The organism is Phytobacter ursingii (assembly GCF_001022135.1).
Lineage (GTDB): Bacteria > Pseudomonadota > Gammaproteobacteria > Enterobacterales > Enterobacteriaceae > Phytobacter > Phytobacter ursingii.
The window spans coordinates 3,238,471-3,252,124 of the sequence record NZ_CP011602.1 but is presented as its reverse complement, the minus strand read 5'-3'; the positions used below and the strand labels follow the sequence as shown (position 1 = coordinate 3,252,124).

General features: G+C 51.8%; 14 protein-coding genes and 2 pseudogenes. 7 read left to right on the top strand and 9 right to left on the bottom strand.

Features of this window, described 5'->3' with window-relative positions:
• Window positions 1–71: 71 nt before the first annotated feature.
• The 5 genes and pseudogenes from acnB to AB182_RS18860 all read right to left on the bottom strand — a co-directional run.
• Window positions 72–2,666, bottom strand: a complete 2,595-nt coding sequence (gene acnB / locus AB182_RS18880) for a bifunctional aconitate hydratase 2/2-methylisocitrate dehydratase (RefSeq protein WP_047371449.1) — start codon at window positions 2,664–2,666, stop codon at window positions 72–74.
• A gap of 63 nt (window positions 2,667–2,729) precedes the next feature.
• The gene (locus tag AB182_RS18875) at window positions 2,730–3,293 is read right to left on the bottom strand and encodes an RBBP9/YdeN family alpha/beta hydrolase (RefSeq protein ID WP_047371448.1); all 564 of its coding nucleotides are present in this window, start codon (window positions 3,291–3,293) and stop codon (window positions 2,730–2,732) included.
• Between the two features lie 32 nt (window positions 3,294–3,325).
• Window positions 3,326–4,198: a triphosphoribosyl-dephospho-CoA synthase CitG gene (citG, locus tag AB182_RS18870; protein WP_047371447.1), complete on the bottom strand. Its 873-nt coding sequence runs from the start codon at window positions 4,196–4,198 to the stop codon at window positions 3,326–3,328.
• Window positions 4,173–4,718 carry a citrate lyase holo-[acyl-carrier protein] synthase gene (gene citX / locus AB182_RS18865; RefSeq protein WP_047371446.1) on the bottom strand — a complete coding sequence of 182 codons (546 nt, stop codon included), beginning with the start codon at window positions 4,716–4,718 and terminating at the stop codon, window positions 4,173–4,175. Before citX ends, citG begins: the two co-directional genes overlap by 26 nt.
• A pseudogene (locus AB182_RS18860) lies at window positions 4,718–5,656 on the bottom strand (citrate lyase subunit alpha); the annotation flags it as partial. The pseudogene AB182_RS18860 and the gene citX, both read right to left, overlap by 1 nt.
• 70 nt (window positions 5,657–5,726) lie before the next feature.
• On the opposite strand from AB182_RS18860, the gene AB182_RS18855 reads away from it, so the two are divergent.
• Window positions 5,727–6,707 (top strand): IS5-like element ISKpn26 family transposase, encoded by a 981-nt coding sequence (locus tag AB182_RS18855; protein ID WP_000019450.1) that lies wholly within the window; start codon window positions 5,727–5,729, stop codon window positions 6,705–6,707.
• 928 nt (window positions 6,708–7,635) lie between these two features.
• On the opposite strand, the gene AB182_RS18845 is transcribed toward AB182_RS18855, so the two are convergent.
• Window positions 7,636–8,541 (bottom strand): LysR family transcriptional regulator, encoded by a 906-nt coding sequence (locus AB182_RS18845; protein ID WP_047371444.1) that lies wholly within the window; start codon window positions 8,539–8,541, stop codon window positions 7,636–7,638.
• 110 nt (window positions 8,542–8,651) lie between these two features.
• Between AB182_RS18845 and eamB the strand changes: the two genes are divergently transcribed.
• Together eamB and AB182_RS18835 are read left to right on the top strand one after the other, a co-directional pair.
• The gene (gene eamB / locus AB182_RS18840) at window positions 8,652–9,239 is read left to right on the top strand and encodes a cysteine/O-acetylserine transporter (protein ID WP_047371443.1); all 588 of its coding nucleotides are present in this window, start codon (window positions 8,652–8,654) and stop codon (window positions 9,237–9,239) included.
• 114 nt (window positions 9,240–9,353) lie between these two features.
• Entirely contained in the window at window positions 9,354–10,331 is a 978-nt protein-coding gene (locus AB182_RS18835; protein ID WP_047371442.1) for a fatty acid desaturase, read from the top strand.
• Window positions 10,332–10,353: 22 nt separating this feature from the next.
• Here AB182_RS18835 and AB182_RS33090 read toward each other — a convergent pair whose 3' ends face one another.
• Complete coding sequence (locus AB182_RS33090; RefSeq protein WP_223883646.1) at window positions 10,354–10,551, bottom strand: hypothetical protein; 198 nt, start codon at window positions 10,549–10,551, stop codon at window positions 10,354–10,356.
• Here AB182_RS33090 and AB182_RS18830 point away from each other — a divergent pair.
• From AB182_RS18830 to AB182_RS18815, 4 genes and pseudogenes are all read left to right on the top strand, one after another.
• Window positions 10,480–11,111, top strand: a pseudogene (locus tag AB182_RS18830) (phosphate/phosphite/phosphonate ABC transporter substrate-binding protein). The gene AB182_RS33090 and the pseudogene AB182_RS18830 overlap by 72 nt on opposite strands.
• Window positions 11,112–11,194: 83 nt before the next feature.
• The gene (locus AB182_RS18825; protein WP_047371441.1) at window positions 11,195–11,818 is read left to right on the top strand and encodes a LysE family translocator; all 624 of its coding nucleotides are present in this window, start codon (window positions 11,195–11,197) and stop codon (window positions 11,816–11,818) included.
• Window positions 11,819–11,946: 128 nt separating this feature from the next.
• On the top strand, window positions 11,947–12,258 hold the full coding sequence (locus tag AB182_RS18820; RefSeq protein ID WP_047371440.1) for a hypothetical protein: 312 nt from the start codon (window positions 11,947–11,949) through the stop codon (window positions 12,256–12,258).
• 327 nt (window positions 12,259–12,585) lie between these two features.
• A complete protein-coding gene (locus AB182_RS18815; RefSeq protein WP_047371439.1) occupies window positions 12,586–12,834 on the top strand; it encodes a biofilm development regulator YmgB/AriR family protein in 249 nt (82 codons plus the stop codon).
• A gap of 107 nt (window positions 12,835–12,941) precedes the next feature.
• Here the strand turns inward: AB182_RS18815 and AB182_RS18810 are convergent, their stop codons facing one another.
• Window positions 12,942–13,154 (bottom strand): hypothetical protein, encoded by a 213-nt coding sequence (locus AB182_RS18810; RefSeq protein WP_047371438.1) that lies wholly within the window; start codon window positions 13,152–13,154, stop codon window positions 12,942–12,944.
• Window positions 13,155–13,315: 161 nt separating this feature from the next.
• Window positions 13,316–13,618 (bottom strand): hypothetical protein, encoded by a 303-nt coding sequence (locus AB182_RS18805; protein WP_047371437.1) that lies wholly within the window; start codon window positions 13,616–13,618, stop codon window positions 13,316–13,318.
• Between the last annotated feature and the right edge of the window lie 36 nt (window positions 13,619–13,654).

The window sequence follows — 13,654 nt, the reverse complement described above, 5'->3', positions numbered from 1 at the left end:
CAAAAAAATAAACAGTTAATTAGAGGTGAGAGACATACCCAGGGATATAATCAGGCATGTTGTTGCGACGATTAAATCGTTATAACGTCAATTCGATGCTTTTCCGGTAACTGATACTCACTCAGCGCATCGAAATTTAAGTAACGATACGTCTCTTCACGTGCGGCATTGATTTTGTCCATGTGCCAGTGGTATTGCTCAACCGTCGGCATTTTCCCCAGCATGGCCGCAATCGCACTGAGTTCAGCCGACGCCAGGAAGACGTTTGCATCGGTACCAAGACGGTGCGGGAAATTGCGGGTTGACGTTGAGACAACGCTGCTGCCTTCTTTGACCCGGGCCTGGTTACCCATACAAAGTGAGCAGCCAGCCGGTTCAATCCGTGCGCCGGATCGGATGAATTTATTAAAATAGCCCTCGTTTGAGAGCTGTTGGGCATCCATTTTGGTGGGGGGCGCAATCCACAGGCGGGCAGGGATCTCTTTTGCCTCCGCCAGCAATTTTCCGGCGGCCCGGAAGTGACCAATGTTTGTCATGCAGGAACCAATGAACACTTCTTGTACCGGCGTCCGCGCGACTTCGGACAGTAAACGGGCGTCGTCCGGGTCATTGGGCGCGCAAACAATCGGCTCGGTAATTTCAGCCAGATCGATGTCAATAATGGCGGCGTACTCGGCATTTTCATCAGCGCTGAGTAATGATGGATTCGCCAGCCATGCTTCGATCTCTGCAATGCGTTTTTCAAGGGTTGGTGCGTGCTGATAGCCCTGGCTAATCATCCAGCGCAGCAAGGTGGCATTGGAACGCAGATATTCGGCAACGTTCTCTTCTTCGAGTCGCAGGACACAGGCCGCCGCTGAGCGCTCTGCGGACGCATCCGCCAGTTCAAAGGCCTGCTCAGCCTTCAACATCTGTAAACCTTCGATTTCCAGAATGCGACCAGAAAAAATATTGCGTTTGTTTTTCTTCTCGGTGGTCAGTAACCCTTGTTTAATGGCGTAGTACGGGATCGCGTGCACCAAATCGCGAAGAGTGATGCCTTTTTGCATTTCACCCTTAAAGCGGACCAGCACAGATTCTGGCATATCAAGCGGCATGATCCCCGTCGCGGCGGCAAACGCAACCAGCCCGGAGCCGCCCGGAAATGAGATCCCTAAGGGAAAGCGCGTATGTGAATCCGCACCGGTACCCACCGTGTCAGGAACCAGCATGCGGTTAAGCCATGAGTGGATAATTCCGTCGCCGGGTTTCAGCGCCACGCCTTTTCTGCTGGTGATGAACTGAGGCAGCGTTTCATGCAAATTCACGTCGATAGGTTTTGGATAGGCTGACGTGTGGCAAAACGACTGCATGACCAGGTCGGCAGAAAACCCTAAGCATGCAAGGTCCGTCAGTTCATCGCGTGTCATCCCGCCGGTTGTGTCCTGCGACCCGACGGTGGTGATTTTAGGTTCACAATATTGCCCAGGACGAATACCTTCAACGCCGCATGCCCTGCCCACCATCTTCTGCGCCAGCGTAAATCCGGCAGAAGATGGCGCAGGCGCTTTAGCTTTCCTGAAAATGGACGTTGCCGGCAGGCCTAAAGACGCCCGGGCTCTTGCCGTTAAACTGCGACCAATGATCAATGGAATGCGCCCCCCCGCCTGGACTTCATCCAGCAAGACTTCTGTTTTCAGGCGGAAGGAGGTAATAAGCGTCTGATCGTGATGGTTGCGAATTTCGCCCTTGTACGGATAAAGATCAATCAGCATCCCGGTGGACAAACCGGAGACATCCACTTCAACAGGTAATGCGCCGGAGTCCTCCAGCGTATTGAAAAAGATAGGCGCAATTTTTCCACCTAAAACAACGCCCCCGCTGCGTTTATTGGGTACGAAGGGAATATCCTTTCCGATATGCCAGAGGATGGAGTTTGTCGCAGATTTTCGGGAAGAGCCGGTACCCACCACATCGCCGACGTAAGCAAGCGGATACTGCCGGGCTTTTAATTCTTGTATCCGGGAGAGCGGACCGTATTGCCCGGGTTGGTCAGGGGTCACGCCTTCTCTCGGGGAACTCAACATCGAGAGCGCATGCAGGGGAATATCCGGGCGCGACCACGCCTCAGGGGCCGGTGAAAGGTCATCAGTGTTGGTCTCACCGGGTACTTTGAAAACCGTCAACGTCATTTTTTCATCAAGCGTAGCGCGCTCGGTAAACCACTCGGCATTCGCCCATGAGTCAATAACCGCTTTTGCATGCACATTCCCGTTACGGGCTTTTTGCTCGATATCGTTAAACTTTTCAAAGATAAGAATAGTATGACTCAGTTGATTAGCCGCTAACTGAGCCAGTTCAGTATCATCCAATGAATCAATGAGAGGCTGAATATTATAGCCACCCTGCATGGTACCCAGAATGGTGATAGCGTCCTCTGGCGTAATGCCGAATTCACTTGTTTTTGTTTTGATAATTCGGTCAAGGAATTCTGCTTTCACTTTCGCCGCAGCATCAACGCCGGGAGAAACCTGGTTAATTAACAGATTGATTAAAACTTCGCGCTCCTCGCACTGTTTATTTTCGAGGAGGGTAATTAATTCGCTGACCTGTTGAGCGGTTAATGGTTTTGCCGGGATTCCATTTTTTGCGCGCTCAGCGACATGCTTCTTATATTCTTCAAACATAAAATATCCTGACCTTATGATAGGAAATTAAAAATGTGCTATGGTGTTTTTTACATCAAATAATCATGTTGCTATTTTTAATAGCCTTTCTTCAAATTCAGCTATTCTCTCAAGGCCATAATTCCATTCACCAAACCCTGATTCCGAATTAATATGACCAGCATCACCCATGTCGATAAGCTCACATCCCCAGCAGTCAGACCAGAATACCGCACGGTTGAATGACATCAGCGGGTCATTACGACTGGCAAAGACAATGCCCGGGACGTTCAGTTTTGACGCGGTGACGATTTCTTCAAGTTCAAAACAGGAAGGTTCAGCCGGCGCGACCATAACAATTCCGACAATATTTGAAGCCTGGCGTTGAACCTGATACCAGGACGCAAGGGCACCAAAGCTATGACCAATTAAAATAACGGGTAACGTGCAAGTGGTTAATTCCCTGCGGATAGCGGCGCACCAGTTTTCAATATCCGGCTGGATCCAGTTTCGTTGGCTTATTCTTTTCCAGCGAGGCAAATGGCGTGCCCAGCAGGTTTGCCAGTGGTACTCGTCACTATCCCTCAATCCCGGAACCAGAATCGTGGTGAAAGAATTATCCAGTGCTAACAGGCGCGATATTGTCATGGTAAATTCCATCTATCTTTCGTTTTCCGCCCTCAGGCTGGAAAACGGGAAAGAAGCCAGGTTACGGCCAGAAGATCCGCGCTTCCTCCCGGGCTTAAATTACGGGCGATAAACGCATTGTCCATATTAAAAAGAGCCTGCCTGAATCTGTTGCCGGTAAGATTTTTAATACCCATGAGTCTGGACGCATACCGTCTGGCATAGCGCAACCCCGTGAGGCCGCCTCGCGAGAGGATATTGGTGTCAGGATTATGCGCAATGAATGAAAGCAAAACCCGCAGTAACGCCTCTTCTGGCGAATAACCTGACGCTATGGCTTTTTCCCATACGGGTAATCCGTAGCGTCTTACCGTCATAAATCCGCTTTCAGCTTCACCACGGGCCCCCGTGAAGCCATGATCCCGAAACAATTGCTCACCTTTGGTCTTCGAATCGCCATGTTGTTTCAACTCACGGCTCACCATACCGGCGCAGATGGCACTGATTTCAAGGCAGAGCGCGCTGCGGTTGAGCTCCTCCCCCTTGCCTTGCAGACGCCCGGCGGCAGAACAAAGCAGGCCAAGCGAAAATATTCCCCCCTTGTGGGTGTTGATCCCCCCCGTCGCGCGGAACATCGCCTGCTCGCACGCAAGACCGATAGGGCGGATAGCCCGCAGTGTCTGTTCGGGCTCTTGCCTGGCTGTCTGCATCCCTTTGGAGACAAACAACGCAAACCACGGGGCAATAGCCGCAATACTGGACATAAAAAGCTTCATATTCATGTCCGTATGCGAGCCATTATTGTGACGGTCTACCAGCCCCGGTTTGGGGGTCAAAATCACTTCGCGGTACATCGCTTCCGCGGCAAGCTCAGCAACATTGAGCCCCTCAACCCACGGTTCATTCCTGATGGCAGAAATAGTCATTAATCCTCGCCTCCATGACAGTTTGCAGCGAAAGAAGCGAATGGCGCCGCATACGTGAACAGACATGTGCGGGTTCATCACAGATGAAGCAACGTCTTTTATTTTCACCGACGGCGTTGCGGCTCAATAAACCGCTATCCGGGCAAAACACATCGATATCCCACAACCGGCCCAGAGGATGACGCTCCTCAAGGAGAACGGTGGCCTTTTTGACCAGCAACGCGGGCGCGTTAACGGACCAGAATGACTCTGGTCCGGTGACAAGCTGGCGAGCATCGTGCCGGATGATTTCCCAGCCATTAGCGAGAATGAGCCCGGAGAGGGCCTCATTCGCGACCCCCATTACGGCCCTGGAAACAGGCGTGTCTTTTACGTCGCCGGGCCAGACCAGGGTCGTTGAGATGAGCGTCTGCCCCCAGCACGTTAACCAATGCTGTTGTTGCGCTGCACGGGTTTCTCTGGACGCTAATAGTTGCGCTAATGAAACGGGTGAGCACGATGCGTCTGCCATCGCGTTCATTACTCTTTTACCTGGCGGACGACATCAATGACGCTTCCATCGCGGTAACGAACAATGCCCACGATTTTGGCGGTAAATTCGATGGCTTTTGGATGGCCGCAGATTTCCAGCGCTCGCTGATGTAAATCCTCAATACTCACTACCGGTAACCCGGCAGCCACTAACCGCTGATGAATTTCAGGGCGGGAAGGATTTACGGCAATACCGTGATCGGTAACCAGAACATCAATACTTTCACCCGGTGTCACGCAGGTTGTTACTTGCTTCACCACCGTTGGAATTCGGCTACGGATAAGCGGGGCCACCACCACCGTCAGGTTTGCAGCCGCCGCAACATCACAGTGACCGCCGGAAGCGCCGCGCATCACGCCATCTGAGCCTGTCAGCACGTTAACGTTGAAAGCGGTATCGATTTCAAGGGCGCTTAAAATAACAATATCGACCTGGTCACAGCATGCCGCTTTGGATGACGGATTCGCGTAGACGTTCGTTGAGATTTCAACATGATTGGGGTTTCTGGCCAGAGAGGCCGCGGCAGCGCCGTCAAAACTCTGGGTATCGAGCAGTTTGGCGATCAACCCTTTTTCATGAAGGTCCACAATACTGCCGGTGATGCCGCCTAAGGCGAAACTCGCCGTAATGTTTTTCTTTTTCATGCGCGATTCTAAAAAGCGCGTACAGGCCGTTGACGCAGCGCCAGAACCGGTCTGAATGGAAAAACCCTGTTCGAAGTAACCAGAGTGCTCGACCACATCCGCAGCGGAGCGGGCGATCATCAACTCACGAGGGTTGCTGGTTACGCGGGCTGCGCCGACGCTGATTTTTGCCGGGTCGCCAACGCTGTCAATTTTTACGATGTAATCGACCTGGTCCTGAACAATGCTTGCGGGCATATAAGGGAAGGGCTCGATAGATTCAGTCAGCAGTACCACGCGTTTAGGGAAGGTGCGAACAAGTTCCTGATATGAGATCATCATATTCATCCGGAGCGCATCCCAGAGGGACATCATGAGCCATCAACTCACCTTCGCCGATAGTGAATTCAGCACTAAGCGCCGTCAGACCCGAAAAGAGATTTTCCTCTCCCGCATGGAGCAGATTCTGCCATGGCAGAATATGACCGCTGTCATCGAGCCGTTTTATCCCAAGGCGGGCAATGGCCGACGGCCCTATCCGCTGGAGACCATGCTGCGTATTCACTGCATGCAGCATTGGTACAACCTGAGCGACGGTGCCATGGAAGATGCCCTGTACGAAATCGCCTCCATGCGCCTGTTTGCCCGATTATCCCTGGATAGCGCCCTGCCGGATCGCACCACCATCATGAATTTCCGCCACCTGCTCGAGCAGCATCAACTGGCCCGTCAATTGTTCAAGACCATCAATCGCTGGCTGGCCGAAGCAGGCGTCATGATGACCCAAGGCACTTTGGTGGATGCCACCATCATTGAGGCACCCAGCTCTACCAAGAACAAAGAGCAGCAACGCGATCCGGAGATGCATCAGACCAAGAAAGGCAATCAGTGGCACTTTGGCATGAAGGCCCACATTGGTGTCGATGCCAAGAGTGGCCTGACCCACAGCCTAGTCACCACCGCGGCCAACGAGCATGACCTCAATCAGCTGGGTAATCTGCTTCATGGAGAGGAGCAATTTGTCTCAGCCGATGCCGGCTACCAAGGAGCGCCACAGCGCGAGGAGCTGGCCGAGGTGGATGTGGACTGGCTGATCGCCGAGCGTCCCGGCAGGGTAAAAACCTTGAAGCAGCATCCGCGCAAGAACAAAACGGCCATCAACATCGAATACATGAAAGCCAGCATCCGTGCCAGGGTGGAGCACCCGTTTCGCATCATCAAGCGGCAGTTCGGCTTCGTGAAAGCCAGATACAAAGGGCTGCTGAAAAACGATAACCAACTGGCGATGTTATTCACCCTGGCCAACCTGTTTCGGGTGGACCAAATGATACGTCAGTGGGAGAGATCTCAGTAAAAACCGGAAATAACGCCAGAAATGGTGGAAAAAATAGCCTAAATAGGCTGATTCGATGTGTTTGCGGGAAAAAAATCGGCCCAGATCCGCGAAATTTTAATCAGCGAGTCAGCTTGGGAAGAAATGACCTGCTTATTCGCACCTTCCCTAACTGACCTTTGCAATATATTTTGTCTTTTGTTATGACTAATCCATTCTTACTGCTGCCGAAAACAGTATCATCGACAAGAACAAGAATATCATCGTGAGAGATATCATAACAATATGCTGATATTGCATTGGATGTTTTAGATCTGGGGATTAGTGGGTGAATATATACTTTGTCAGCCTTGCTAAGACCATTTCCTATGAAATCCAAAATGCTCATTATTTTTATTCCTTTTCAGTGACTAGTTCTGTCTGTATACAAGTGATGGTACTGTTTTCATCATAAGTGACATCTGATGCTACCTTTTAATCTACCCTGATCGGTATGACACCGTTGTAGTTGTAATAGTGCTGCCAATACAATTCCGGTGCATAACATTACCTTTTCCTTAATGCCATATCGTCTTCGCCGTTGAGGGTAATAACGGCATTCTTACCGAAAACTTAAGTACAATTCGTCACTGCCACTGAAAGTTGTAAGGCATGCTGGTGACAGGTGATGTCAATTAACAAAATTTCCTCGTAAATAATATTTCATTTTGGAATGGTTTCTTGTGTTTATTATTCTGGAGGTGAAGATATCCCGTTTGGATATGTGAGGTTGCCGATTTTTATGACAGGCCATTCCGCTCCTGCGGTAATAAACGCCACTGCCGAACCGGCCTGAGGGGATGATTTCAATTACTGTGACCCTGACCTCAGTCGACGGCGAGGCGCTCCCGAAGACGGCAGAATGTTAGCTGGCGCGCTAAAGAGTAATACCTGACCGCTGCGCTGATAGTCACTCGATGAGTGCGGCGTTAGTCTCAGGTGCAGTCAGCGTCTCCCGCATACATTCCATAAACACCCGCATCGCCGGGCTGACGACTTTTCCTGCGTGGTAAGCGCACAATGCCTCGATCGAAAGTGCTGTGGGGGAAAAGGGCAGTTCAACCAGAGTACCGGTTGCCAGTTCATTTTCTACGGTAAAGCGCGGTAAAAATGAAACCCCAAGATTACCCGCCACACACTGTTTAATGCTCTCAATGCTCCATAACTCAATGGTGTTATCGAGAGTGATCTGCCGCTGACGTAATGTGCTTTCAAAAATCTGGCGAAAGATACATTGCGGTTCGTTGATGATAAAGCTGACGGGAATATGCTGGCCTGACCGGGTGAAATCGACGTCGGTGAGTTGCGGTGAAGCGACCAGAACTAAAGGCTGTTCGCCATAGCTTTGCAGGGTCAGGGCTGAATCGTTGCCCACACGGTAAAAGATGCCAAGGTCCACCTCATCTGCCAGCAGTGCATCACGGATAGCGTAGCAGTTGAGTGACTGCAATGAGAGGCGAACGCCGGGCGCGCGTTGTTTAAACCGCTGGAGTACAGCGGGAATTTTATACGACAGCAGCGTTTCCCCGGTAGCGACCCGCAGTTCGCCGGCCGGTTCGTCTTTGTCCAGCGCGGCCTGGCGTAGCCCGTCCATCACCCGCATCAGTTCATAGACATGCGGCAAAATATTACGCCCGGACTCGGTCAGGATCATCCGGCGACCAATTTTTTCAAACAACTTGAGCGACAGTTCTTGTTCCAGTTGCTGGATCTGAAACGTAATGGTGGATTGTGTGCAGCAGAGTTTATTGGCTGCGCGGGCAAAGGATCCTTCTTCGACCACGGTTTTCAGTGTCATCAGGCGGCGCAGATCCATTCCTTCTCCCTTAAATCTATCGAAAATATCGAAGTCAGAATAACAAATATTTCGATTTTTTTAAGTATTTGCGCAGGGTAGTTTAAGCAAAAATTCTCTGAGGGATCCCTGTGAATACTGCCGTTATCAGTGCTTTTCTGACCTATACCGTTATCTCTGCTATCACTCCCGGTCCTAATAACATCCTGGCGCTCAGTTCAGTAAGTACTCATGGGCTCAGGCGCAGCGTGCGCGTGCTGGCGGGGATGACCTGCGGCTTCCTGGTGATTATGCTGTTATGTGCCGTTTTCACCGTTATGCTCACCCATGTATTGCCCACCGTCACCGGCTGGCTCAACATTCCTGGCGCACTCTATATTGTATGGCTGGCGCTGAAAATTGTGCGCAGCGATCCGGCGACAGCGCAGGGAACACCACTGTTACTGAGCTTCTGGGCCAGCTTTGCCCTGCAGTTTGCCAATGTCAAAATCATCCTTTATGGCATTACGGCTCTCTCTGCTTTTGTTTTGCCCTATACCCACAATATCGCCGTTGTTGCGGCGGTGAGCGTGAGTCTGGCCCTTATCGGGGCGGCGGGAAATTTTTGCTGGGCGGTAGCGGGTCACCTGTTTCAGGTATTGCTACGTCGCCATGCTCGCCCGGTGAATGCGTTGCTGGCCTGCCTGTTGATTTACAGCGCCATTCGACTGTTTATTTGATGGCTGCATATAGCGCTTTTTCGCAATAGCTCATCCATTTAAATACTTTGTTATTTCCGGCTTTTTCTCCCATCGTCGGCACAGAGAAAAGGTCGAATAAAGGGTGTTGAGTGGATGGCAAAAAGTAAGGCGGTTTACCTGCACGAGCAGCAGCGTGCGCTTATCGGGCGGCTGTCCCGGTCCTGGCTATGGCGCAGTGAATTTCCAACATGGGTACTTATCATCGTTATCTACGGCGGCTGGTTTGCTACGCTGGCCTTCCATGAAACGCTGGGTTTGTTGCCTGCCACATTACTGCTTATCTGGTTTACCGCCTGGTATATGTCGTTACAACATGAACTGATTCACGGTCATCCCACGCGCTACCCAAGGGTTAACCAATTACTGGGACTCATGCCGCTGGCCGTCTGGTATCCGTATGGCTTGTACCGCGATTCTCACCTTGCGCATCATCGCGCACACTTGCTGACGTTGCCGGATGACGACCCGGAGTCTTACTATTTTTCCGTCCATCGCTGGCAGCGTTTACCTCACTGGTATCGTCGCCTTATTCAGTTGCGTAATACTTTTCCGGGGCGTCTGTTGCTGGGGCCGTTGCTCGACATTATGCAAATGCTTGCCGCAATGATCGCGGCGTTTCGAGCCCGCCAGCGCGATGCTATTGTTATGTGGATGGTTCACGGGCTGTTAGTCGGGGTGACCTTTGCATGGATTGCCCACTGTGGTTTTTCGCTGGTCTGGTTCCTGCTGGCGGTCAGCTATCCGGCGCTGGCGCTCACCAAAGTGCGCTCGTTCCTGGAGCATCGGGCAGAAGAAGACCCGCTGGCTCGCTCGGTGATTAACGAAGCCGCATTGCCCTGGCGCGTGTTATTCCTCAATCTGAACTATCATTCTGTGCATCACGACTTACCAGGCGTGCCCTGGTATGGATTGCGCGCGATCTATTTAAACGATCGCGACGATTATCAGACGCGAAACGGTGGGTTTGTGGTGCGCGGTTATAGCGTATGGCTGCGGCGTTTCCTGTTCCGCGCTGTCGATGTAAACGCGCATCCGGGGTTTAACGCGAGCAATAACCATCATGCACCATGACATCGCGCTTCCAATGTACGATTTACACCGCCCGGACACTGAGGCGCTGCTGCGTGCGCTGACGGAACTGCTGGCGGCACGGGGGATTGTCGTTAAGGCGCTCTGCCCGCAAGAGGCACTGCTTGCCCACTGGCGAAGTGACACCCTGTTGCTGAGCCAGACCTGCGGTTTTCCGCTGGTTACGCAGTTGCCCGATGTGCAAACGGTCGGCTGCTTTCACTATACTGCCCCGGTTGTGACGGCTTTCACTACCGTAGCTTGCTGGTGGTACGTGAGGAAAACGCGCGACAAACGCTGGCGGATTTCCGCGGTCGCGTGGTGGCCTGTAATGCTGAGGATTCGCAATCGGGTTATAACGCCTTACGCAAAATGGTCGCGCCGTTGGCGCAGGGCGGGGCCTTTTTCTCGGCCGTGATATTGAGCGGCAGCCACCGGCAATCGCTGGCGGCGATTGGGCAGCGAAGTGCGGATATCGCGGCCATTGACTGCGTAAGTTGGGCGCTGTTAGCGCGCCATGAACCTGAATTGCTGGCCGGGCTGAAGGTGATGGGTTCCACGTCTCTGGCTCCGGGACTGCCACTCATCACCGCAAAACAGACATCGGCATCTACCCTTGCAAAACTCCAGGACGCATTACATGAACTGGTCAGCCATCCGCGCTATCAGGCGGTATGCGACGCGCTGTTAATTTCCGGGTTTAGCCCGATTGCGCGGGAAGCGTATTCCCCCTTGCTGGCCTGGCGTGATGAGGCGGCGGCGCTCGGGGTAACGCATTTATAACGTGCCGGATAATACAGGACGTTTTACGACCAGAAATTCAGTGTTAACCTCGTTTTATTCCTTACTCTGCAAAGGTTTCCCCTGTGTCCATTGATACTGTTTTTGCTTTCCTGGCCGCCGCGCTGTTTCTGGCGTTTGTGCCCGGCCCCGATAACCTGTTTGTCATGACCCAGGCCGCGTTACGCGGACGCCGCGCCGGGTTAACCATCACCCTTGGCCTGTGTACGGGGCTGATTGTCCATACCACCGCTGTGGCGCTGGGGGTGGCGGTGATTTTTCAGCAATCCGAGCTGGCGTTTAGCCTGTTGAAATATGCCGGAGCCGCGTATCTGGCCTGGCTTGCCTGGCTGGCGTTTCGCGCGAAGCCAACGGCTGCCGATAGCCGTGCCGGTTCGGTGCGTGAGGGAACCCGGCTTTATTTGCGCGGCATTTTGATGAATATTACCAATCCGAAGGTGTCTATTTTCTTCCTCGCCTTCCTGCCGCAGTTTGTTGATAAACACGCCGGGCATGTCACTTTGCAGATGTTTGCGCTGGGTGGTCTGTTTATTGTCGCCACGCTGTTTGCCTTTAGCCTGATGGCGCTCTTTGCCGCCAGCGCCGGGGCGCGGTTTGGTCAGTCGGCGGCGGCGCAAAAGGTGATGAATAAAATTGCCGGCGTGGTCTTTTTAGGGTTGGCGCTCAAACTGGCGACGACGCAGCGCTGATGGGCCCATATGGAGAACCTGGACGGGATAGCACCGCCCCTGGATTTTAGGGGAAATGAGGATAAAGGCTTCCGGTAGAGTGTCTGTTTGGGTAGGTTATCAGGCTCTGATATGACAGGAGCCGAATAATGATTGTAAGAACCTGGCATGGCTGTGTCCCCCTGGCGCATGCGGAAGGCTTTGCAACACATCTCCAGTTGACGGGCGTGACGCATTCACAAGGGGTTAAGGGGAATCTGGGCGCGTTTGTTAAACGTGTGACGCAGGGGGAGTGGGAACATTTCTTCCTGGCAACGTACTGGGCAGATATCGCCGCCGTTAAGGCGTTCGCCGGCGAGGATTACCACGTGGCGGTGACGTATCCGGAGGATGAGAAATTTTGCCTGCTTTCCGATCCTTACGTTTTTCAGCACGACGTCCCGTCAACGCAGCCGCTGTAAACGCAGAGATCTGCCGTTCCCGGTTGCCTGTCGCGCCGCTATTTTTCCCGCCTTTTTGAACGCTGTTGGTATTCACTGTTAGTGGAAAAACGGGTGAAATCAAAACGGTAAAGGGACGCTACAGTGTTCGGTGCCGTGTTATCGGCGTTCGCTTATAACAATGTTGTCCAGAGACTCAGAATGGCGACTTTTCTCGCCCGGACCAGACGGTCAAAAAATTTCATCAAGGACATTGCAGGCCTTGAGATTGCTGTCTAATTTTATTCTTGGTTTGGTTCTTCTGACATCTTGCAGAGAGCCGTAGTTTACTTTTTTACAGGAATGAATATGCAGAGCACGACAACTGAGGAACAATTAAACGCCTTTTTTGGCCGCGATCCTCATGCTTTCGAGGCGGAAGAACAGCTTATCGCAGAAATTACCCAGAGCCTCAGTGCTCGCAAAGCGGAAGTGAGCAATAAGGATCTTATCTTTGCACTCATTCAACTGCTTGAAATTGAAAAAGATGTTGTCAAACTGGATATCTATCGCAACGCCCTTGAAATGGTTGTTCAAAAAACACCCGACGATGTTTAATTGAAATTTTCTGATTCCCTTCCTGATGACATGCTGCCTTCACCTGTGCGTGAAGGCAGCTTTAATCATACTTGTCTGTGTCACGACACCATAATGCCGGGTGACCATTACAGCGGTTTTTTGCGCCGTTGTATCAGATATTGCCGGGTGGCTTCCAGAACGCTTCTCTGGCGGGAACATGTTGCCATGACTTCCTGCGCGCGAAGCACCATGACGAGGTTATCTGCCTTGATGGGCAGGCGCGAATTCATAAGATAAGTGGCGGCCAGGCCAATCGCCTCATGGATTTCCTCTGGTTGAACTTGCTCATTTTCGTTCAATTACACTCCCGTTGCTGAGATGATGAACGTCTTCTAAGGCCATCAGGCCAGTCAAATTCACGATGAGCATTATGTAAGAACATGCTTAGGCAAGTCTGATTAGAAGGGGTCAGTGGGATAGCAAACCTGTTAACCATACAGGTTAAACAGGGTGCTGATTCTTAGTGCTTGATTGCTTTACTGATATTTAAAAGAGTGTCATCGCGGAGTCGATTTTTGCGCTGGGTCGTTTGCAGAGACCAGGCGCTTTTTTTACTGTTTTCAGGCTGCGTACGGAAATGGTGCACGCCACTGATTGCGCTTCGCCAGGCTTCCTGCCTTTCACTGTCGGTTTCCGTTCTTAGGTTTTCCTGCAACTGCACAATTAAGGCATCGAAGGAAATATCCTCCGCTGATTCCAGAAGCGTCAAAATCGCTTCTCCCATGACAGTATCTACAAGTTTGTCCTTATCATTTTTACTCATTTCGCCTCTCAATATTTACGACACTGTTTTACACAA

Bases quoted from the DNA above. Each gene is read 5' to 3' on its own strand.
- acnB (WP_047371449.1), bottom strand. From the start codon at position 2,666: ATGTTTGAAGAATATAAGAAGCATGTCGCTGAGCGCGCAAAAAATGGA.
- AB182_RS18875 (WP_047371448.1), bottom strand. From the start codon at position 3,293: ATGACAATATCGCGCCTGTTAGCACTGGATAATTCTTTCACCACGATT.
- citG (WP_047371447.1), bottom strand. From the start codon at position 4,198: ATGACTATTTCTGCCATCAGGAATGAACCGTGGGTTGAGGGGCTCAAT.
- citX (WP_047371446.1), bottom strand. From the start codon at position 4,718: ATGAACGCGATGGCAGACGCATCGTGCTCACCCGTTTCATTAGCGCAA.
- AB182_RS18855 (WP_000019450.1), top strand. From the start codon at position 5,727: ATGAGCCATCAACTCACCTTCGCCGATAGTGAATTCAGCACTAAGCGC.
- AB182_RS18845 (WP_047371444.1), bottom strand. From the start codon at position 8,541: ATGGATCTGCGCCGCCTGATGACACTGAAAACCGTGGTCGAAGAAGGA.
- AB182_RS18835 (WP_047371442.1), top strand. From the start codon at position 9,354: ATGGCAAAAAGTAAGGCGGTTTACCTGCACGAGCAGCAGCGTGCGCTT.
- AB182_RS18820 (WP_047371440.1), top strand. From the start codon at position 11,947: ATGATTGTAAGAACCTGGCATGGCTGTGTCCCCCTGGCGCATGCGGAA.
- AB182_RS18815 (WP_047371439.1), top strand. From the start codon at position 12,586: ATGCAGAGCACGACAACTGAGGAACAATTAAACGCCTTTTTTGGCCGC.
- AB182_RS18805 (WP_047371437.1), bottom strand. From the start codon at position 13,618: ATGAGTAAAAATGATAAGGACAAACTTGTAGATACTGTCATGGGAGAA.